General features: G+C 51.2%; 17 protein-coding genes. 10 read left to right on the top strand and 7 right to left on the bottom strand.

Annotated features, from left to right (window positions below):
- The first annotated feature begins 6 nt into the window (after positions 1 to 6).
- From FMS18_RS11615 to FMS18_RS11605, 3 genes are read left to right on the top strand one after another with little or no spacing between them, the layout of a single operon-like run.
- Entirely contained in the window at positions 7 to 630 is a 624-nt protein-coding gene (locus tag FMS18_RS11615; RefSeq protein ID WP_163294677.1) for a DUF3540 domain-containing protein, read from the top strand.
- Between the two features lie 42 nt (positions 631 to 672).
- A complete protein-coding gene (locus FMS18_RS11610; protein ID WP_136674163.1) occupies positions 673 to 1,077 on the top strand; it encodes a DUF4150 domain-containing protein in 405 nt (134 codons plus the stop codon).
- 8 nt (positions 1,078 to 1,085) lie between these two features.
- Complete coding sequence (locus tag FMS18_RS11605; protein WP_163294675.1) at positions 1,086 to 1,874, top strand: hypothetical protein; 789 nt, start codon at positions 1,086 to 1,088, stop codon at positions 1,872 to 1,874.
- Positions 1,875 to 2,015: 141 nt separating this feature from the next.
- Here the strand turns inward: FMS18_RS11605 and FMS18_RS11600 are convergent, their stop codons facing one another.
- Positions 2,016 to 3,476 (bottom strand): type VI secretion system contractile sheath large subunit, encoded by a 1,461-nt coding sequence (locus FMS18_RS11600; protein WP_163294673.1) that lies wholly within the window; start codon positions 3,474 to 3,476, stop codon positions 2,016 to 2,018.
- 196 nt (positions 3,477 to 3,672) lie between these two features.
- Here FMS18_RS11600 and tssJ point away from each other — a divergent pair, with 196 nt between their 5' ends.
- From tssJ to FMS18_RS11570, 6 genes are all read left to right on the top strand, one after another.
- Positions 3,673 to 4,245: a type VI secretion system lipoprotein TssJ gene (gene tssJ, locus FMS18_RS11595; RefSeq protein ID WP_163294671.1), complete on the top strand. Its 573-nt coding sequence runs from the start codon at positions 3,673 to 3,675 to the stop codon at positions 4,243 to 4,245.
- 3 nt (positions 4,246 to 4,248) lie between these two features.
- A complete protein-coding gene (tssK, locus tag FMS18_RS11590; RefSeq protein ID WP_163294669.1) occupies positions 4,249 to 5,628 on the top strand; it encodes a type VI secretion system baseplate subunit TssK in 1,380 nt (459 codons plus the stop codon).
- Positions 5,629 to 5,632: 4 nt separating this feature from the next.
- Positions 5,633 to 6,370, top strand: coding sequence for a DotU family type IV/VI secretion system protein (locus tag FMS18_RS11585; RefSeq protein WP_163294667.1), 738 nt, complete (start codon positions 5,633 to 5,635; stop codon positions 6,368 to 6,370).
- Positions 6,371 to 6,397: 27 nt separating this feature from the next.
- The gene (locus tag FMS18_RS11580) at positions 6,398 to 9,904 is read left to right on the top strand and encodes a type VI secretion protein IcmF/TssM N-terminal domain-containing protein (RefSeq protein WP_163294665.1); all 3,507 of its coding nucleotides are present in this window, start codon (positions 6,398 to 6,400) and stop codon (positions 9,902 to 9,904) included.
- A gap of 10 nt (positions 9,905 to 9,914) precedes the next feature.
- Positions 9,915 to 10,631, top strand: a complete 717-nt coding sequence (locus FMS18_RS11575) for an AMIN domain-containing protein (RefSeq protein ID WP_163294663.1) — start codon at positions 9,915 to 9,917, stop codon at positions 10,629 to 10,631.
- A 141-nt stretch (positions 10,632 to 10,772) separates the two neighbouring features.
- Entirely contained in the window at positions 10,773 to 11,162 is a 390-nt protein-coding gene (locus tag FMS18_RS11570) for a PaaI family thioesterase (RefSeq protein ID WP_163294661.1), read from the top strand.
- A 124-nt stretch (positions 11,163 to 11,286) separates the two neighbouring features.
- Here FMS18_RS11570 and FMS18_RS11565 read toward each other — a convergent pair whose 3' ends face one another.
- The 6 genes from FMS18_RS11565 to FMS18_RS11540 all read right to left on the bottom strand — a co-directional run bounded on the left by FMS18_RS11565 (position 11,287) and on the right by FMS18_RS11540 (position 18,986).
- Positions 11,287 to 11,667 carry a RidA family protein gene (locus FMS18_RS11565; RefSeq protein ID WP_163294659.1) on the bottom strand — a complete coding sequence of 127 codons (381 nt, stop codon included), beginning with the start codon at positions 11,665 to 11,667 and terminating at the stop codon, positions 11,287 to 11,289.
- Between the two features lie 19 nt (positions 11,668 to 11,686).
- The gene (locus tag FMS18_RS11560) at positions 11,687 to 12,886 is read right to left on the bottom strand and encodes a YgeY family selenium metabolism-linked hydrolase (RefSeq protein ID WP_163294657.1); all 1,200 of its coding nucleotides are present in this window, start codon (positions 12,884 to 12,886) and stop codon (positions 11,687 to 11,689) included.
- A 109-nt stretch (positions 12,887 to 12,995) separates the two neighbouring features.
- Positions 12,996 to 14,558 carry a BCCT family transporter gene (locus tag FMS18_RS11555; RefSeq protein ID WP_203544615.1) on the bottom strand — a complete coding sequence of 521 codons (1,563 nt, stop codon included), beginning with the start codon at positions 14,556 to 14,558 and terminating at the stop codon, positions 12,996 to 12,998.
- Between the two features lie 23 nt (positions 14,559 to 14,581).
- On the bottom strand, positions 14,582 to 15,745 hold the full coding sequence (locus FMS18_RS11550; protein WP_203544614.1) for a Xaa-Pro peptidase family protein: 1,164 nt from the start codon (positions 15,743 to 15,745) through the stop codon (positions 14,582 to 14,584).
- 27 nt (positions 15,746 to 15,772) lie between these two features.
- Positions 15,773 to 16,984, bottom strand: a complete 1,212-nt coding sequence (dpaL, locus tag FMS18_RS11545; protein ID WP_163294652.1) for a diaminopropionate ammonia-lyase — start codon at positions 16,982 to 16,984, stop codon at positions 15,773 to 15,775.
- A gap of 250 nt (positions 16,985 to 17,234) precedes the next feature.
- Entirely contained in the window at positions 17,235 to 18,986 is a 1,752-nt protein-coding gene (locus FMS18_RS11540; RefSeq protein WP_163294650.1) for a sigma-54-dependent Fis family transcriptional regulator, read from the bottom strand.
- A gap of 148 nt (positions 18,987 to 19,134) precedes the next feature.
- On the opposite strand from FMS18_RS11540, the gene FMS18_RS11535 reads away from it, so the two are divergent.
- Entirely contained in the window at positions 19,135 to 19,620 is a 486-nt protein-coding gene (locus tag FMS18_RS11535) for a Fur family transcriptional regulator (RefSeq protein WP_163294648.1), read from the top strand.
- Positions 19,621 to 19,679 lie beyond the last annotated feature (59 nt).

Genomic DNA, 19,679 nt, shown 5'->3' with positions numbered 1-19,679 from the left:
GAAGATATGAATAATTTGGCGAAAAAGCATGAAGCAGTCAGTCCTCAGCTTGAGTATGGGCGGGTGATTTTGGCTGACGCCGGTGTTGTGGTTGAAACTTCCCTTGGAGAACTTGAAGCGCAGAAGGCGGTCAGTTGTCTGGTCAGCCCGGAAGCTGGTGATTCCGTGCTTCTTTCTGTGGACGCACAGGGCGGGGTTTGGATTCTGTCCGTACTCAGCAGAGCTGCGGAGACAGCGACTTCTCTGGAAGTTGAAGGTGATCTTACTTTAAGGAGTACGAACGGAAGTCTGACCATTGCTGCTGACGATGAATTGAACTGCATCAGCGATAAGGCTGCCTTGCATTCCAATGAAGTTGAAATTTCAGCGGGTAAGGTTTCCCTTACTTCACGTTTGTTCAACAGTAACGTGGAGCGGGTTAAGCGTGTGGCCGGGAATGTGGATGATGTCAGCCGTGAATTTACCCGCAGGGTGGTTAACTATTTCCGGTTCACCAAGGAACATGAAGATTGTCAGGCTGAGTCCCGCAGGCAGTTGGTGGATGAGACCCTGACTATGCAGAGCAAGAATACCATGATCGTTTCCGAGGAACATGTGAAAGTTGACGGTGAGTTAATTCACATGGGCTAGTCTTGTGCAATTGGGATTTTATCTCTGACCAAGGAGTGATATATGTTTGCGCTTACCATGGGAGCTGGGATGGACATGGGTTTCCCGGATGTCTGCCTGACCCCGGCAGGTCCGGTTCCGGTACCGATTCCTTATCCGAACATTGCCGAGTCTGCGACTTCGGCTCCGGCAGCTTATAATGTGCTTTGTGATTGCATGCCAACCTTGAATCAACTTTCGCTGGGCTTGGTCAGTGAAGGTGATGAACCCGGCGTTGAAATGGGAGTGGTCTCACATCTGGAGTCGGGGCAGACCGAGTACATTGTCGGCTGCATCACCATTCTTGCCGATGGCATACCCGTGCAACGGCTGACCAGCGTGACCGGGCAGAATTGCCTTGCGGTATTACCCAACGCGCCCGGAATATGCGCTGTTCCAAGTCAAGTTACTGTGCTGACTTTAGGTTAGGGGGGAGCATGGCAAAATCAATTTTCATATCAATACTCGAAAAAGACGAAGCCAAGGGTAAGGGTCTGTTCCAGACTGTTACCCGTTACGGCCTTGGCGTGAACGGTCATTTCTGGTCCGATAATCTTGAGAAAATGGAATGGGCCGGACCTATCGGCGAAATGGAAAAACCGGAAGTGGGTGTCTGGCTGATCAAGGGCGGCAAGGCCAGCTTTGAAAACCCGGAAACCCGTTTTGGTCTGGGGTTGCTGGCTGCGGCTGTGCAGGCTAGGCGCGGGCACGGTTTTCCGATCCTGTGCATCTGCGATGACGGCGAACTTGATCCCGCAACCCTGCCGACCATGCTGCGCGGCGCGGAAGTTGTGGATGAGGCAAAACTGGGTGCCAAGCTGGCAGCCAAGGCCAATATGCCGATTAAGAAAGTCGCAGCAGAATACCGTTTTGATCTTTACTCCCTGCCAAGTCTGGGGCTGTGGCTGGAAGTAGGGCCTGCTCCGGGCCACGAATGGAAAGGCGCATTGCTGGGAGTTTGTGATGGCGACGACTCTGATGCTGGAATAGGGGCACACGGCGTGGGCCCTGCCGGACAATTGCCGGAAAAATGCGTGCTCAATTATCCCATGAAGGGTTTGAAGATGGAACTGGGCGGCAAGGAATTTATCGGCTGGGCCGTGAAAAACGAGTTGAGCGAAAATGAATCATATTTCGTAAAAGTCAGCGGAACACCGGAAGCACTGCTCTTCGGAGAATTCCCGGACGGCGATGACGCGGAATTTTATTCACTTCAACTTAAATGACCTGAAGCAAGTGAAGTACTACCATAGAACGTGGCGAAGCCTTATTAAAAAAGTTTGGGATTCTTAAACCCTTTTCAAAGGGTTTAAGCCGCCGGAGGCATGCTCGTTTTAATAAAAAGCGCGTAGCGCATCAAATCTGTTTTACCAATTAAACCCAAAACTAATGGGTGCATTTCCGGGCAGAATTTCCGGTCCGGGGCTGAGTGAAATTTCAAGGGGAACCGTCTCGCCGGACGGTTCTCCTTTTTTTATGCTCAAATCATGGGGTTCCGGGTAGCCCTGCTTTTGTAGAAAGAGTGACACTGCTTCTGTTAATTGCATTTCAATGTCGCTGAATTCTTTGCGTTTTTCAGTAGACAATAGGATCAGGAAATGAATCAGCCGAGACAGGTAGAGCCGTACATTAATTGGTCCGCCGTCCATGGAAACCGCACCGAGCAGGAAAGCCTGATCGCCATTGAAGGCTAAGGTGTTTATTCCAGCCTGCCGGAAATCCTTGATCCGTTCTGTGCCGATGGGGGGATTTATCGGGGATGGTTTTGGTCCTTCCGCAAGCGGCAGTCCTTCCAGTCGGACACTGGAATGGTTGGAGAAAAGCGTACCTCTGCCATATTCAGATAAACTGCGCGCGCAAAGTGCTGCTGCGGCCCAGACGGAACTGACCCAGAGCGGACCCCGTTCGGAAAGGGAGGTGTTATCAAAACCGGCTTCCGTCCCATGCATGGTCCTGCCCATGATCGACCCGGCACAGCCCATGATCCATCCTGCGGCAGGTTGTTGGCGCAGGGTTTTCCAGCGTCCATACTCCGCTCCTTCCAGCAGGGTGGGGATGAAGGGCAGCTTGTCTGTTTCAGCCCAGTTTTGCAGCTCAAGGAATTGCGGTCCGAACGCAATTATTGCCGGGGCCAGCATGGATTCTGCGAAATTCATAATCCTTTCCAGAATTTCCATGGACCGGGGGGTATTGCTTAAACCGTGATCCAGCAGAACCAGATCCGGCGGTGATGCGCCAAGCTCTTCCTCAAGTTTATTCAAAACCGGAAGCAGGTTGTTCTCAGTGACAGGGACAAGCATGAATTCCACACTGGTCTTGCTGCCGGAGGGGACCTGCCGTCCCAGCAATTCCAGCCCGCGCCATGCGGCTTCCATTTTTCTGAAGGCGGGATCGGCGAAGATTGCTTTCAGGAGTTCGTTTTTGGGTCTTTCGTGCTGGCTTATTGTGCTTGGAGATTGTTGTTCTGATTGTTCGCTGTCAACCATGGAAAGGATATCGTCCAGCAGTGCGGAATATCTTTGGTTGGATGCGGTTGATTGTTCTGACGGGGGGGATTCTTTAGCCATCTGGTTAATAATAACCTTGAAAACCGAGGTCTTGCTGATGTTCTTGGGTCTGAAATCAGCCAGCCTGCTGATGCAGATGCTAATATTTGCCACGGGGAATTGGCTCCGGTCCAGCGGGATATCCAGAGTTGGCTGGAGTTCTGTGAGTGCTTGGTCAAGGGAAGACGGGCCAGCCTTCATGCGCGGGGGATTGTCCGTTTCCAGTGTAGGGGAGAACGGAGCCAGTGCCAGTATTTTGAAAGCCGGCAGTTCAATATGCATGAAAACCTCACTGTGGTTGTATTGCAGACAGGAATTGCAACCATATTAGCGCATCTTGCTCTTCGGGGAAATAAAGAGTTGCAGTTTTGCAGTTAAATTGTATCAGCCGTCGACATAAAGTTCTTTTCCGTGTAAATTGATATTAAGTACTGAATTCTCTTTTAGTGGTTCCAACTATGCAATCGGAGGGCGGATTGTGCGCGGCAGATTACTGATACTCCTGTTATTACTGCTTGTGGTTGTTTGCAGCTGTGGCGGAAAGAAAAAACCGGTAAACCCCACAACCGTGACCACACCCGCAGCAAGTCCGGAACAGATGAAGTGGACTTACCAGATTAATGCAGTTTCCTTTAAGCTTGGTGTGGATAAGAATTTAAATGAATATGACGGGGCACCGCATTCGCTGCTGCTCTGTTTTTATCAGCTTTCAAATCTGAGTAAATTCAATGAATTGACCGGGACTTCCACCGGAATGGAAAAGCTGTTCAATTGTACTTCTTTTGATCCCAGTGTCACGCAGGTTAAGCGTGAGTTTGTGCAGCCTGGAAAGAATTCCACAATAGTTATGGACCGGGCCGAGGGCACAAAGTTCGTAGGTGTGGTGGCCGGATATTATGATTTGCAGGGCAAGGCTTCGCGTACCTGGCAGATCCCTATGGATGTGAGTGAAACCGGCATGCTCTGGTGGGGGGATACGTGGTACGCCCCGGCCAAACTGGATGGCATGATCATTCTCGGCCCCAATGAAATGCAAAAGGTGGGGGAGTAGGAAATGCATGCTGATAAGCCGCTTTTCTGGCATCAGGGATTATTTTTGCAGCCGCAGCATTTCCAGCTTTCGGACCTGCATCAGTTGCATCGTTTCCGGGCCTTGCGTCAGTACGGAATGCCTTATTTTTGGGGTGTTGCCGGTCTTAAAATCCGTAAAGGGGCACTTGAGCGCAGGCAGATAGAAGTAACTGAGATTGAAGTTCTTTTTGATGACGGACATCTGGTAACCTTTCCGGGTAACGCCCATATTGAGCCACGTTCCTTTGATAAGGCCTGGGAAGAAGGCGGAAAGCCGTTCATGGTCTATCTGGGGCTTCGTAAATGGAACCCGGAAGGGGGCAATGTTTCGCAGGTTGAAGATACTGCCGCTTCGGTGAATACCATGTATGCTGTTTCCCCGGACCCGGTGGAGCAGCCGGATTTGCTGGGCAGCGGTCCAGCGGCTCAGCTCAAACCCATGCGTTACGTACTGCGGCTGTTCTGGGAAGACGAGTTGGACGATCTGGGGGCCTACAACATAATCCCGCTGGCCCGGCTGGAGCGTGATGTGCAGGAAGTGCGTCTTGATGAGAGCTTTGTGCCGCCTTGTATTACCCTGAGTGCTTCCCGCTGGCTCTGCCATGTGTTCAGCGATATCAGCGATCAGGTGGCTTCGCGCTGCCGCAGGCTGGAGCAGTATAAAAATCCTGCCGGACTCGGGTCCGGTGATCTTGATTTCACTTCCACGGTATTTTTGCTGGTTTTGCGCAGCCTGAATCGTTACGCCCCGCAATTGGATCATTTTGCCACGGCCCCGCATATCCATCCATGGCATGCTTTCGGGCTGCTGCGCCAGATGATAGGGGAATTATCCTCGTTTTCGCGGGAGATGTCCGCCCTTGGCGAAGGGCCGGACGGGCAGAAGATCCTGCCTGATTACGATCATGAAAACATCGGTCCCTGCTTTGAAAAAGCCCGCGAAATCGTGACTAACATTCTGGACAGCCTGACCGCCGGACCGGAATTCATGAGCCAGTTTGTTTTCAGCGATCCATATTTTACTGTGGAGATGCCGGAACGGGCCTTTGCAGCCGGAAATACCTTCTGGTTGTTGGTCAAGACCGAAAATCCGGAACAGGCTTTGCCGGAGCTGCTGAAAATTGCCAAGCTTTCCGCCACCCACGGCATGAGTACCCTGCTGGCCCGTGCGGTGCAGGGGATCGGTATGATCCATATGGAAAATCTGCCACCCGGTCTGCCGAGGTCTAAAGGGGCCTTGTGCTTCCGTATTGATACGGACTCCCCGCATTGGGAGGATGTCGTCCGTTCAGGAAGTCTTTCCCTTTATTGGGACAGCGCACCCAGTGACCTTGCGGTCTACATTGCCGCTATGAGGGGATAAAAATATGCACCTCTCCGATTGCTTCCTCGAACTCTTTACCTACATCAGGCTCCTGACCGGATCACCGGAAATGGTCGGGGTGGAGTACGGGCAGGTGCGTGATGATGTTAGGGGCCTGATCAGCCGCATGGATGACCGTAGTGATCTGCTGGATATTCCCGCAGGGCTTTACGATGATGCCCGGTTTGCGGTTTTTGCATGGGCGGACGAGGCTGTGCTTGTTTCAAAGTGGGAAGGAGTGCGTGAATGGCTTAAGCATCCTTTGCAGCGGGAATTTTATGGAACAGCCAATGCGGGCGAAGAGTTTTTTGAGCGTCTGGATAAGTTGTTTAACCGTAATAACGGTCCGGTGGATCAAAGTCTTTTTGCGGATATGGAAAAAGAAGGTGAAGACCCTGCAAATGCTAACGGAAATGGACTCGTCGAAGTTCTGGAAGTCTATGCCCTTTGTCTCTCGCTCGGTTATACCGGGAAGTATTTCAGTGAGTCCGGGGAAAGCCGGCTTGAAGAACTGCGTCGGGAATGCGTAGCCCGTATACCCGGAAGCGATACGGCAGACGGCGGACCAGCTTTTCCGCAATCTTACGGAACAGGGGAGTCCGCGCCGCGCAAGTGTTGTTACGGGCGGGTTTTCGATCCGGTTTCTCTGGTTTTCTTTCTCCTGCCTGTGTTGGTCACGGGGGGGATGTATCTGGCGTACAAGGTTCTGCTTGAGCACAGCCTGAAACTTTGGTTCGGGTGATTCTTTAAGGAGTGACAAGGCGAAAGCATGAAGAAATTTCTACTCAATCTGCTCAAGATTGTCCTGCTGGTGCTGCTTTTTGTGCTGGCGGCAGTGGGGTCCTACGCCCTTGTAAATTATATGGGCTGGCCTTGGTGGGCCGGGGCCTGTCTTTTTGGTGGATTGATCGGGTTGATTGCCGCTGTTCTTTTTATCCGTAAATGGATGCTGCGCAGGCGGGAGAAAAAATTTGTCAAACGCATTGTGGATCAGGATGATTCCGCCATTGCCGCTGCTCCGTTGCATGAGCGTTCCAGATTACAGGAATTGCAGACCCGCTGGATGGAAGCGGTTCACCTGCTTCAGAATTCGGAGCTTCGCAGGCACGGTAATCCCCTTTACGCCCTGCCGTGGTATATGGTTTTCGGGGAATCTGATTCAGGCAAGAGTACTGCCGTAGCCAGCAGCAGATTGACTTCTATCCTTTCCGATGTGGGCCCCACTCCCGGCGTTTCAGCCACCCGCAATTGTGATTGGTGGTTCTTTGAGGAAGCAGTCATCCTCGATACCGCAGGCCGTTACGCCATCCCTCTTGATGAATCGCGGGACAAGGAAGAGTGGGAAAAATTTCTGACCCTGCTGGTTAAGTACCGCAAGCGTGAGCCGCTCAATGGCTTGATTATCACTCTCCCTGCCGATCGTCTGCAATCCGGTGATGAGGACGGTCTGCAAGAGTACGGGCGCAGTTTGCGTAAGCGAATCAATGAACTCATGCGTGTGCTGGGGGTGCGTTTTCCTGTCTACGTGCTGCTGACCAAGATGGATCTGGTTTTCGGACTCAAAGGGCTGGCCGAGGTCCTGCCTGCCGAGGCTAGGTCACAGGCCATGGGTATGGTCAATGAGTCAGTGGTTTCTAATCCTGAAGAATTCGTGGACAGCGCAGTTTCCGGGGTAATTGAACGGCTTCGTGATTTGCGGGTGACCCTGCTGGACCGCGAGAATCGTTTTGATCCCGCATTTCTGCTTTTTGCCGATGAACTGGACCGTTTGCGTCCGCGTATCCGGGCTTTTGCAGATGGGGTTTTTGAAGAAAATCCTTATCAGGAACAACCCTTGTTCCGGGGTATTTATTTTTCCAGCGGTGAGCAGAGCGGGGAACAGAGTTCCGCTTTTCTGGATAGTCTTCCCTCCTTGCAGAATGTGCAGACAAAACTGCCGGGCACGCGGCAGGGTTTGTTTCTGCACGATTTTTTTTCAAAGGTGCTGACCCGTGACCGCAATCTGTTCACTCCCATTATTGAATTTTTGAAATGGAAGCTGTTGACCCGCAATCTGGGTATGTTTGTCTGGTTGTTGTTGCTTTTCTTTGTCTGCGGTTTGTTCAGCATGTCTTTCTTAGGCAACCGTCGCGCTCTGGATGACCTGTTTACCGCGTTTCCCAAACCGCCTGAATTCTCTGAAAAGATTGATGAACGCATTGTGGAAATGGAAGGTTTTCGCCAAAAGATTCTACATCTTCAAAAGCTTAACACTAATTGGTGGGTTCCGCGCATGGGCCTTGATGTGAGCCTTGAGGCTGAGAAAAAAGCCCAACAGCTTTATGTGGAAAAATTTGAATCCGTGCTGCTTAAGCCCGTGGATGAGAAATTAACCCAAACGATAGAGGGATTGCATGCAGGCTCCTCGGAGCAGGTAATCAGTGATTTTGTGAAGTTGCTCGGCTGGCGTATCGACCTGCTTGATAACCGTCTGGAAGGCGGGGGGTCAAAACCCCTTGCCCCTTACGAACTTCCTTCGGGGCAGGCTTTGTCTGTGGCTGTAAAGGGTTTTGACCCGGATCTGATGAAATACTACGCCCGGACCTATAGCTCTTATCTGGATTGGGATGATAATGCTGAAGCCTTAAATGAACAGCGGCTGCTTTTGCAGGCCCGGCTGGGTAAGGTCTTCAGCCTCAAAGGTTCGGATTTTAAGTGGCTGGTGGATTGGGTCGATGCCAACCCCGAGGTTCAGTCGGTTACCCTGCGTGATTTCTGGGGCGGGCCGCGTCTGCATTTTGAAAATGAGGTTAATGTTTCCCCCGCTTACACAACCATCGGGCGTAAGATGCTTGAGGATTTTCTTGCTGAATTGCGCCGGGCCATGCCGGATAATTCCAGCTTCGCACAGCGTGAAAAGGATTTCTGGAGCTGGTATGCCGGACAATTTTACAGGACATGGTACACATTTTCCGAGCATTTTACCGAAGGTGAGAGGCAGCTGCTGACCAAGGACGACTACAGCAACATGGCTCATTCCATGGCCAATCCTGACAACCCTTATTTTAAGCTGATTGTCAGGATGAAGGAGGAATTCTCATCCATCAAAGGATTAGAAACACCTCCGCAATGGGTTGATGATCTTTTTGGTTTTAATATTGTCCTGACCCAGTACAAGGCCATCAAAGCCAAAGGGGTAGAGGAATCTTCCCAGAAGGCCGAGGAATCCCTGCGTAAAATAATGGCCGATCTGGGCGGCAAAATGGCTGAGGATATAGAGGAACGTATCGAAGGAGCCAAACAGCTCAATGAGTACATGCAGGTGCTGAACGATATGGCCGGTTTTACCACCAGTCAGGAAACAGCTTTCAAGAGCGCGGCTGCTCTCTATCCGGCTACCGGTCACACTTCCGGGGGGGGCGGAACTGAAAGTAAGTCCGGTGAAGGTGCGGTCAAGAAAAATCCCGTGGATGGAGCCACAAGAGCCATGGCTGCTCTGCGGACCCGTATGCGCGGGGGGGGCAAGGGCACGCATGTCTTTTGGAATCTTGTGGCCGGACCCCTTGAGTTCATGGTTTATGTGATCACCATGGAAGCTTCCTGTGAATTACAGAAGCTTTGGGAAGGGAAGGTGATGGCTGAAACTTCCCATGTTCCCCCGGAAAAATTGCGGGCTACCCTGTTCGGCAAGAGCGGTATTGTGGGTAAGTTCACGTCCGGCAGTGCCGCGCCTTTTCTGAGTCGTGGTGTAAAAGGCTGGCAGAGCCGTAAATGGCTGGGTATTCCTTTTCCGTTCCGGGAAGAGTTCTTTGTTTTTCTTAATGACGGGGAACAGGGAGCGCAGGAAATTCAGCCGGAATACAAGGTCAGTCTTTCCACAATTCCCACTTCCGTAAACAGCAATGCCACGGAAGAGCCGTATGCCACTGTCCTTTCCCTTGAGTGCGGCACCGGAAAACAGGAACTTGTAAACTACAACTATTCCGAAAAAATGGTTTTTAAATGGAAACCGGACCAGTGCGGTACAACAACCCTGACCATCCGCTTTCCGGGGCTTGATCTGGTCAAAACGTACGAAGGCAAGTTGGGGTTTGCCAAATTCCTGTCCGAGTTCCGCAACGGCGAAGTTAGTTTTACTTCCAAGGATTTTCCAGAACAGGGTAAAGGTCTTGAGGGGCTTGGCGTAAGCAGCGTTAAGGTCGGCTACAATTTCAGCGGGGCCGCTCCGGTCATTGAAGTGCTGAATATCAAGCCCTTGAACCTGCCTAATTTTATAACCGACTGCTGGCAGCATTAAGGAGGCGGATGTGCTGACTGTTTTTTACAGAAGATTCTACATCCTGCTCTTCCTGATCTGGCTTGGAGCGGTGTCCGGTCTTTTTGTCCTTTCCGTATGGGGGGATTTTGATACGTTCATTCGGGATTTCAGCATTTATACCCGTATGGCGGGTAATGGAACTCCCGCAGTTGTGAACGGTTCGCAGACATTTGTGCAGGCCGCCAAGGAAGAAGTGACCTCTGTTCGCCGGGAAGTTGTGCATGAAGTGCGCAAGGTGGAGCGCGAAACAGAACAGTTGTTTGAAGGCAATAAAACAGCCGATTCCAATGCCTCTGACCCTATCAAAAGGGAAATCCAGCAGGATCTTGCCGCTAATCGCACTGTTCCCGTATCTAAAGAAGCGGCTGGAGGCATAGGCATGCTGGACAGCCTTGAATTTACCCATACCGAAAATGAGTTTCTGGCTCGTTTGCAGACATCCAGCAAGGTGGGCAGGGTAACGTATTTCTGGCTGGATAAGCCTTCCAAGCTGGTGGTGGATTTGCGTGGCAAGTGGCGTTATTCCGTGCCGAGGAAAACTGATTTCATCTCAGGGTTCGTGGGACAGGTCGTGCTGGGCAGGCATACAGATCGTCTGCGGCTGGTCTTTAATTTCCGAGATCCGGCAGCTGAAAAAGGGCCGTCACCGCAATTGATCCGCACCCCGCAGGGTCTTGATATTGTGGTTTCAAAATCGGGGCAGTGATTAATTTTCTTGATTGATGATGGGGCTTCTGTGTTCAGGAGGAACTTCGCTGGTGAATGGCCGAAATTTGCTTATATTGGGATTTTGCATTAACTCCCGGCTTTTTCACATTGTCGAAAGGATAACTGAATGGGGAAAGTTATGAATATCAATACACACGAAAATATAGATCAATCCCTTTGCGGTGAGCCTGTTTCTGTTGCTGAAGGAAGCAGCGAGGTCCGCCTTACCTGTACCGGGAATATGGCAGCCGATGGCAGCGGGCTGGTCCATGGCGGGTTTATTTTCGGTATGGCCGATTATGCGGCAATGCTGTCCGTCAATCATCCTAATGTTGTTCTGGCTGGCGCAGAGAGCCGTTTTTTGAAGCCCTCGCAGGTTGGTGATGTCCTAATCGCCAAAGCCCATGAGCAGGAGAATGATGGTCGCAAACATATCATCAAGGTGGATGTGTCCTGTAACGGGGACGTTGTTTTTAGCGGGACTTTTACCTGCTTCGTCACCAAGGAACACGTTTTGGCAGGCGCATAGGTCCTTTTACTGGAATACGCAAAAGCAAGATCAGCAGTTATGAAGTAAGCTGCGCTCGTTTAAAAAAAAGCCCCGAAATGCAACCGTTGCACTTCGGGGCTTTATTACGCCTTCCGGAATTTAATTAATCCAGAACAACTATTGCTTCGATTTCAATGCGACCGCCAAGGGGCAGAGCGGCAACCTGAAATGCGCTGCGTGCGGGGAAAGGTTCGGCAAAGTATTCAGCGTATACGCCGTTTGCGGGTACGAAGTCAGCGAGGTCAGCCATGAATACGGTGGTTTTTACAACGTTATCCAGAGTTCCGCCTGCTTCGGTTACGATTGCTTTGAGGTTCTCAAGAGCCTGACGAGTGCACTCTTCAATGGAACCTTCGCACATTTTGCCGGTTTCGGGGTTGATGGGCAGCTGACCGGAAACATAAAGGGTGTTGCCGGCTTTGATTGCCTGAGAATAAGGGCCTACTGCTCCGGGAGCATTGGTGGTTTTGATCTGTGTTTTCATTGTATTAATCTCCTTAGGATTATTTCTTGTCGGTATATATTACAGGAATTGCCGCGTACATCATAGCCGCATCAAGAACCTGTTTTTTACTTACATATTCGTTGGGAACATGGCAGGCATCAAGGGTGCCCGGTCCGTAGCCGATAACCGGGATATCGTTTTTGCCCATGATGGCTACGCCGTTGGTTGAAAAGGGCCATGTGGTCAGGGTGGCTTCCTTGTTAAAAAGTCCCTTGAAGGCTTCCTTGGTAGCATCAGTCACAGCATGTTCTTTTTTGAGCTTCCATGCCGGGAAGATGCATTCTTTGGAGCAGGTTTTCCCGGTGTAGGAAGGTTCTTCAAAGAGGTAAGCTTCAACTTCGGCCCCGGACTCAGCCACACTGGGCAGTTTTTTGATCTGGTCGATGGCGTACTCGGCTGATTCTCCCCAAGTGAGCCGTCTGTCGATGGATATTTCACAATAATCAGCGACGGAACATCTGGACGGGGCATGGGAGTTCACTTCGGAAACAACAAGGCAACCCTTGCCAAGTTCACTGTCTTCGATTTCCATGTTTGAATTCAATGATTCCAGATCAACAATGATGCGGGCCATTTTGTAGATGGCATTGTCGCCCATGTGCGGGGTGGAAGCGTGGGCGGTTTTGCCGGAAACGGAAACTTTCAGTTCCATGCGGCCTTTCTGGGCCAGTGAAACTTTGTCATCACTGGGCTCGGCAAGGATGACAAAGTCGGGACGCAGGCCGAGATCTTCGATCATGTATTCCCAGGCTAGACCTTCGCAGGGTTCTTCCTGCACACTGGCGCAGACCATGTAGGTCAGGCCGTCGGTGAGAGCGAGGTCCTTGATGACTCTGCCCGCATAAACCATGGAGGCAATGGCGGATTTCATGTCTGTTGCGCCGCGCCCGTATATCTTCTCATCGTCCTGCTCGCCGGAAAGGGAGGGACGGGACCATAACTTTTCCTCACCGGTGCCGACAACATCCATGTGTCCGTCAACACAGATAAGGGCCGGGCCGTTGCCCATGGAGCCGCAGACATTGCCCATCTCGTCTGTTTCAACCTTGTCGAATCCGAGCTGTTCCATTTTTTCGCGGACAGCTTTTGCCACCCCGCCTTCCTGACCGGAGAGGCTTTCAATGCGAATCAGTTCGCTGGCAAAATCGTAAATTTCCTGTTCGTAATGTCCGGTGCGTGCAACAATTTTATCAAACATATGTCTTTCTTCTTGCTTTGAAATTTTGCCCGTTGGCGCGGGGGAAGTGGTGCTGTCCGCGCCAACGGGTCTCAGTAGGTAATGTCCTAGGAGTGGAGGTCCTACGTTGCTAGTCTGCGAATTCCTCGCGGAACATCTTGATGGTGCTGATCATGCACAGGAAGAGCACGAACATGAGCGGCAGGGCGAAGATCAGGCTGATACTCTGGAGGAGTTCAATACCTGTCTTACTACCGAGCATGAGGGTCAGTGCCATGGCTGCCTGAGCGATGGTCCAGATGGTTTTCATTTTGTTGCTGGGGTTGGCTGCGCCGTCCTGACTCATGGAGCTTAAGGTGAAGGTGGAGCTGTTCAGGGAAGTGATAAAGCAGGTGAACAGAGCCAGTACAACACCCCATGAGATAAGAGTTCCCAAGGGGAAACCTTCAAGGACGATGAAAGTTGCCGCCTTGGAGGAGGCTGCTGCCGCCTTGAGTGCTTCAACAGGAGCCTGAATACCGATGGTACCGAAGAATGCTACCCAGAGGAAAATTCCGAGGCAGGGCAGGATCATGGAACCGAGGATGAATTCACGTACGGTGCGGCCTTTGGATACGCGGGCGATGAAGGGACCTACAAAGGGTGCCCAGGCAATGGCCCATGCGTAGTAGTAGATCGGCCAGCCAGTGATCCATGAAGTTTCTTCTTTGGCTGCGAAAGTAGGCAGCATGAGGCCGTCGCGGAAGAAGTCGTTCATGTAGTTACCGAGGGAATCAAAGTATACGTTGAGCATGGTGGTGGTCGGTCCGACAAGACCTACCAGCAGGATCAGACCCATGAGCAGGTATGCGTTGTAGTCGGAAAGGACTTTGATACCTTTTTCAAGACCGGTGGTGGTACAGAGTACGGTGATACCGGTGATGGTACCGACTACGAGAAGCTTGGTCATGGTGGAGTCCGGGGTTCCCAGCAGGTAAGAGAAACTTACGCTCAGGGAAAGTCCGGTCTGGCCCAGAGAGGTGGAGATACCTGCGATGGCGCCGAATACACAGATCAGGTTGACGATTTTACCAAGGTTGCCGTTGGCTTTGTCGCGACCCCAGGGGAGCAGGATGTTGGAGATCAGGCCGCTCTCTTTTTTACGATACATCAGGTAGCCGAGGATCAGGCCGACTACGGAGAAGGCGGACCATGCCTGAATGCCCTGATGGATGAAGCTCTGCTTCATGGCGAATTCGGCTGCGGCCGGGGTCATCGGATCGATACCGGTGGTCACCAGCGGATTGATGTAGTGGTAGACAGGTTCTGCAACCCCCCAGTAGAGCATTACAGTACCCATACCGGCGGAGAAGAGCATTCCCATCCAAGAGAAGGTGCTGAACTCAGGTTTTGAGTCATCGTCACCAAAGCGGATGTTGCCGTATTTACTGAAGGCGAAGAAGAACATGACCATTACATAGAGGAAAGAGCCTGCCATGTAGATCCAACCGAAAGTCTCGGTCAGGTAGTTCATTGTTCCGATACCTACATCGTACAATTTATCGGGGAAAAGCAGTCCTGCAAGGACAACCATGACGATGAAGGTCATAGTGCTGGTGAAGAGCATCTTACCCTGTTTAAGTGTGGTCCCCTGTTCTGCGGTCTCAGTCCCGGTCATGGGTTTTGCTGCGACAGCTGTGTTACCGTTTGACATAATAATCTCCCTCTTATTCCTGACTAATCAATGACGATAATGTGTTCGCTGGCGCGGCGGGTCAGCCACTGGGCGCCGTCTTCGGTGATCACGATGTTTTCTTCGTGAACCATATCCTTACCCTTGGCATAGGTCATGCCGGGTTCAAGTGTGATAACCATGCCCGGTTCGAGGACAGTGTTGTCGGTGGCGGTGTTGGAAGGCCATTCGGTGAGCTGGGTTCCCAGACCGTGACCGAGGCGGCCTACTTCGTTGCCGAGTGCTCCGCCTGCTTCCATGATGGACCACATGGCGTTGTAAACGTCGGTGGTGGTTGCACCGGGGCGGGCAGCGGCAAAACCTGCGTCGGTTGCTGCGTAAACGCAGTCGTATGCGCGTTTGGTCTCATCGCTGCAATGGCCGAATGCGAAGTTGCGGTCGAAGTCGGAGAAGTAACCGTCGTACACTGCTCCTACATCGATGATCAGCACATCGCCTTCTTCAATGACGCGGGAAGTGGGACCCATGATGATGGAATCGTAACCGTCGGGACCGGAACCGGAGATGAGGTATTTTACGAACTCGGCACCTTCCTGAAGCATGTTGATGCGCATCTGGGTGCAGATTTCGCGTTCGGTCTGGCCTACTTTGGCGTGAGAGGGGATCATGTCAAAGCCGTGGTTGGTGATGGCGCAGGCGCGGCGTATTTTTTCAACTTCAGCAGGGGATTTGATGCTGCGCAGGTAGTGCATATCTTCAGCAATATCGACGAATTCCTTGCTGACCTTTTCGGTGATGGTCAGGTAATCGGCGGTGGGCATGCGCAGGTAGGACTGCAAACCGAGGGTCGCACCAATGCGGCCGAATCGGCTGGGCAGGGAATTGAGGACATCGGATACAAGGGTAATTCCATCATCTTCGGGGTTGGGGGATGACCAGGTGCGGATGTCTTCAATCCATGTGGCCCGCATGCCGCTGGCACCGATGCCGGGAATTACGGCAATAGGTTTACCTTCAAGGGGGATGACCAGGAACCAGGGACGGGTCGGGCTTTCCCAGAACTGGGTGTAGTAACCGGTGTAGTAGCGGATGTTCGGCTCGGTGGTCAGGAAAACAGCATCGAGTTCTTTCTCACGCATGAGTTTCTGCATGCGTGCTGTTCTTGCTTCAAATTCGGAAGTAGTAAAACCAAAATCGAGAATTTCCATCATATACTCCTTAAAAGTTGTTCTGAACTATAATTTTTCCCGTCCGAACCAGACCACATCACGATAGGTCTGGGGGGAGGTGTCCCCTTCTGTGCTGATGCACAGAACTTTCGAACTGGCGTTAAGTCCAAGTTTTTCCCTTGCATCGCGTCCTTCTTCTTCCTGCATCACCCAGTGCAGGAAGCCGGTGGTTGCTGCTCCGGATTCACCGGATACAACCTGCTGGTCTCCTTTCATGGGTGCTCCCAGAATACGCATGCCTTTGGCGGCAATATCGTCAGAGCAGGAAGCGTAAGCCAGAGGATAATCGCGAAGCATTTCCCAGCTGGTCAGGTTAGGCTCGCCGCATGCGAGTCCGGCCATCAGGGTTGCGAGGTCTCCGTCCACGGTGTGGGGGGTGCCGTCGTTGGCGCAGGCGGAAACGTAGAAGCAGTTTGCTGCTTCAGGTTCAACGAGGATAAAGGTAGGGGCATCCTCGCCGAAAGCGGACATGAAGAATCCGAGCATGGCTCCGGCAAAACATCCGACCCCGGCCTGAAGGATTACATGGGTGGGACGCTCCACGCCTTCGGCCTGCATCTGCTCGAGAGCTTCAAGGGCGAGGGTGGTGTAGCCCTGCATGATCAGGTTGGGGATTTCAGTATATCCGTCCCAGGCAGTGTCCTGTACGGTGATCCATCCGTTCTCCTGAGCGGTATCCCAGGCCATGCGAACGCAGTCGTCATAATTGAGATCGGAGATGGTGCACTCTGCGCCGTGAGCTTTAATGTTCTCACTGCGCACAGGATCGGACCCTTTGGGCATGTAAATGATCGCTTTCTGGTTGAACTGCTGGGCAGCCCAGGCCAGACCGCGGCCATGGTTACCGTCTGTGGTGGAGGCAAAGGTGATGTCGCCTACAGCGTCGCGCACTTCCTGAGATTTCAGGTAGTCGCAGCTGACTTCGGTGATGTCTTTACCCAGCTTGCGGGCAAGGTATTCCCCGACAGCGTATGACCCGCCGAGGACTTTGAAGGCGTTCAGGCCGAAACGGTAGGATTCGTCCTTGACCAGCACTTCACCGAGCCCTAGAAGGTCAGCAAGGTTGTCGAGTTTTGCCAGCGGGGTGGGATCATATGCATCAAAAGTGGAATGGAAGTTCCGCACTTTTTCAGCAACCTCTTTGCTGAGCATGGAGACATCCGCTCCGGTTGTCGGGGCTTTGAAGCTCCCGTTGTATTGAATCTTTACTTTAGACAAGGTGTATTCTCCTCTTCTCCTCGAAATTTAATCTTTGCAGATTGGTTTCCCCCTAAGCAGAGAGCGTGCCAAAAATTTATCACGGTAATAAAGTGATTAAAAACAACGAGATGTGAGAATGTGGGCGTCCTGGGAGTGTTTGAAACGCTATTCTCAAAATGATAAAGTTCTCATTTTGAGAATAGCACTGAAAGCGAGCGGGAAGAAGAGGAGCGGAAGCAGATGAATCAGGTAATAATGGTTACGGGTGTCAATCGCCCAGTTTGCGGTAAAGGGTGGCCAGCCCGATACCAAGGGATTTGGCCGCTTTTTTCTTACCGGAGGTTGTGTCGCCGTAATATTCTATGGCCCGTAAAATAGCTTGTTGTTCCAGTTCTTTAAGGGAAACTATCGGGCATTCCGGTCCTTGCGAAATCTGAACCTGTTCCTGCCGGAAGTCATCTTTGGATTGCAGAAAACCGTTGTGCAGCCCGGCTTCATTGATGATCCCCTCGGGTGTTGCCATATTAACCAGATATTCAATGGCGTTTTCCAGCTCGCGAATATTGCCGGGCCAGTCATAATTACGCATGCGCTGGACAATAGACGATTGCAGCTTTATCTTGTTTTTTCCGAATAAATCGCAGTATTTGGAAATAAAATGGTTAACCAGTAAATCAAGATCGTCGAGTCGTTCCCGCAAAGGAGTGGTCTGGATGGGGATTACGTTCAGGCGGTAATAAAGGTCGTCCCGAAACATGTTCTGGGCCATGAGTTCGTGGAGATTGTCGTTACTGGCGGCAATAACCCGGATATCAACAGATATGGGCCGGTTTCCGCCCAGACGGGTGATCTTTCTTTCTTGAAGAACCCGCAGTAATTTTACCTGTAAGTACAAAGGCATACAGGATATTTCGTCCAGAAAGAGCACCCCTCCATCGGCAAGTTCGAATTTACCGATCTGACCTTGGCGCAATGCACCGGTGAATGCTCCGCCAACGTATCCGAATAATTCACTTTCAAGTAGCGTGTCCGGGATGGCTCCGCAGTTGATAGCTACAAACGGTTCTTCGGACCTGTCCCCGATGGAGTGGATGGCACGGGCCACAAGTTCTTTACCTGTGCCGCTTTCACCGCTGATGAGAACTGATGAGTTGGTATCCCCGGTGGCGGTTATCTGCTCTTTTAATTGGAGAATATGTGGTGATTGTCCGATGATATTGTCTAAACTGCTGTCGAAGGTAACTGTGGCGGCTTGCAATGATTTAGAGACAACCGAACGGATGGTGTCGAACACTAAAACTGAAGAAAAACGGCTGTTTGTCGAGTCGATTTCAGCTTGTTTACCGACAATCATCTGCTGGCGGCCTTCTTGTTCCACTGTGTATTCATTTAAATCCGAGAGGGTGAAGCCCGTGGGGGTGACAGAGAAATTCTCAAATTGAGAAGGAATTGTTTTACTCAGAATTTCCTCAGCCTGATCGTTCTTGTAAGCCACCTTTCCTTTGGCATCGTAGATGAGAATTCCTTTTTCATTGGTATTTACCACTTGGGACATGATGTTCAGCAGGTCGGTTATGTCCTGCAATTCCTGCCGTTCACGTACCCGCACTGCGATGCTGCTGGAAAGTAGGGAGAGGAAATTCATATATATTTCCCGCCGCTCAAGCATCTGCGCGCGGGCGTCAGAGGAAAAGCAGATCATTTCCATGGCCCCGTATGTGGTGACACCATCCGAAATAGGCGCGCATACCGAGCAGAGTTCGCGGCAGTTGGCTTTGGTTTGGCAGCCTTTGCAGATCTTGTTTTGGCGAGGGTTTTCAATGAAGAGCGGAGTACTCCCCTTCAAGGTGTTTTTCAGCAGGTTTCCCGCACTCTTAATGCTTTTGCCGATGTTCTGGGAATAATCCCCGGTTCCGGCAATACGGATGAGCTCTGTATCCACAACCTCAACTTCAAGCCCGGTAATGGCTGAAATTGTTTCCGCGTAATATTGAATCTGTTCTTGGAATTTAAGCAGCATTTTTTCTCCTCTTGAAAATCCTGTTAGCGCAATATTCTCATTTTGAGAATAGATTTTGTTGATCAAAAGATAATTTATAAGTGATATTCTTCTATATAAAAAACGAACACGGATGTATTTTTAGCGTTTATTAGTCCTTGACATTTAAATGAAATTGGATTTCATTTTCGTCATGACCAACGAAGCAGCAAAAATATTTGTGGATTATCTGGCACGGAACGGGCTGAGTATGACTCCCCAGCGTAAGATAATTGTAGAAACATTTCTGGAAACTGAGGGGCATTTTTCAGCAGAGGATCTTTTGGTTCTTGTGCAGAAGGTTGTTCCAGAAGTCGGGCAGGCGACAGTTTACCGAACCCTGAAATTGCTTGTTGATTGCGGGCTTGCCGAAAGTCTTGATTTTGGTTGCGGGGTTGCGCTTTACGAGCATTCTTACGGGCATGATCATCATGACCACCTTGTTTGCACAAATTGTCAGAAGAAGGTGGAAGTGGTGGATGATGGAATTGAGCGCAGGCAGGAAGTTCTGGCGCGGGAGAACGGATATGTATTAACTCATCATCGCATGCTGCTTTTCGGACTCTGCCCAGATTGTCAGGAACTAAGAGACAAAGAGCAGGAAATTGAATCCTGAAAATCCCCCGGAGTATTGCTTCGGGGATTTTCTTTATCAATTCAGATTGCCTATGGAAA

The organism is Desulfovibrio sp. JC022 (assembly GCF_010470665.1).
Taxonomy (GTDB): domain Bacteria; phylum Desulfobacterota; class Desulfovibrionia; order Desulfovibrionales; family Desulfovibrionaceae; genus Maridesulfovibrio.
The sequence above is the reverse complement of the archived record's forward strand: the minus strand, read 5'-3'. Positions and strand labels throughout refer to the sequence as shown.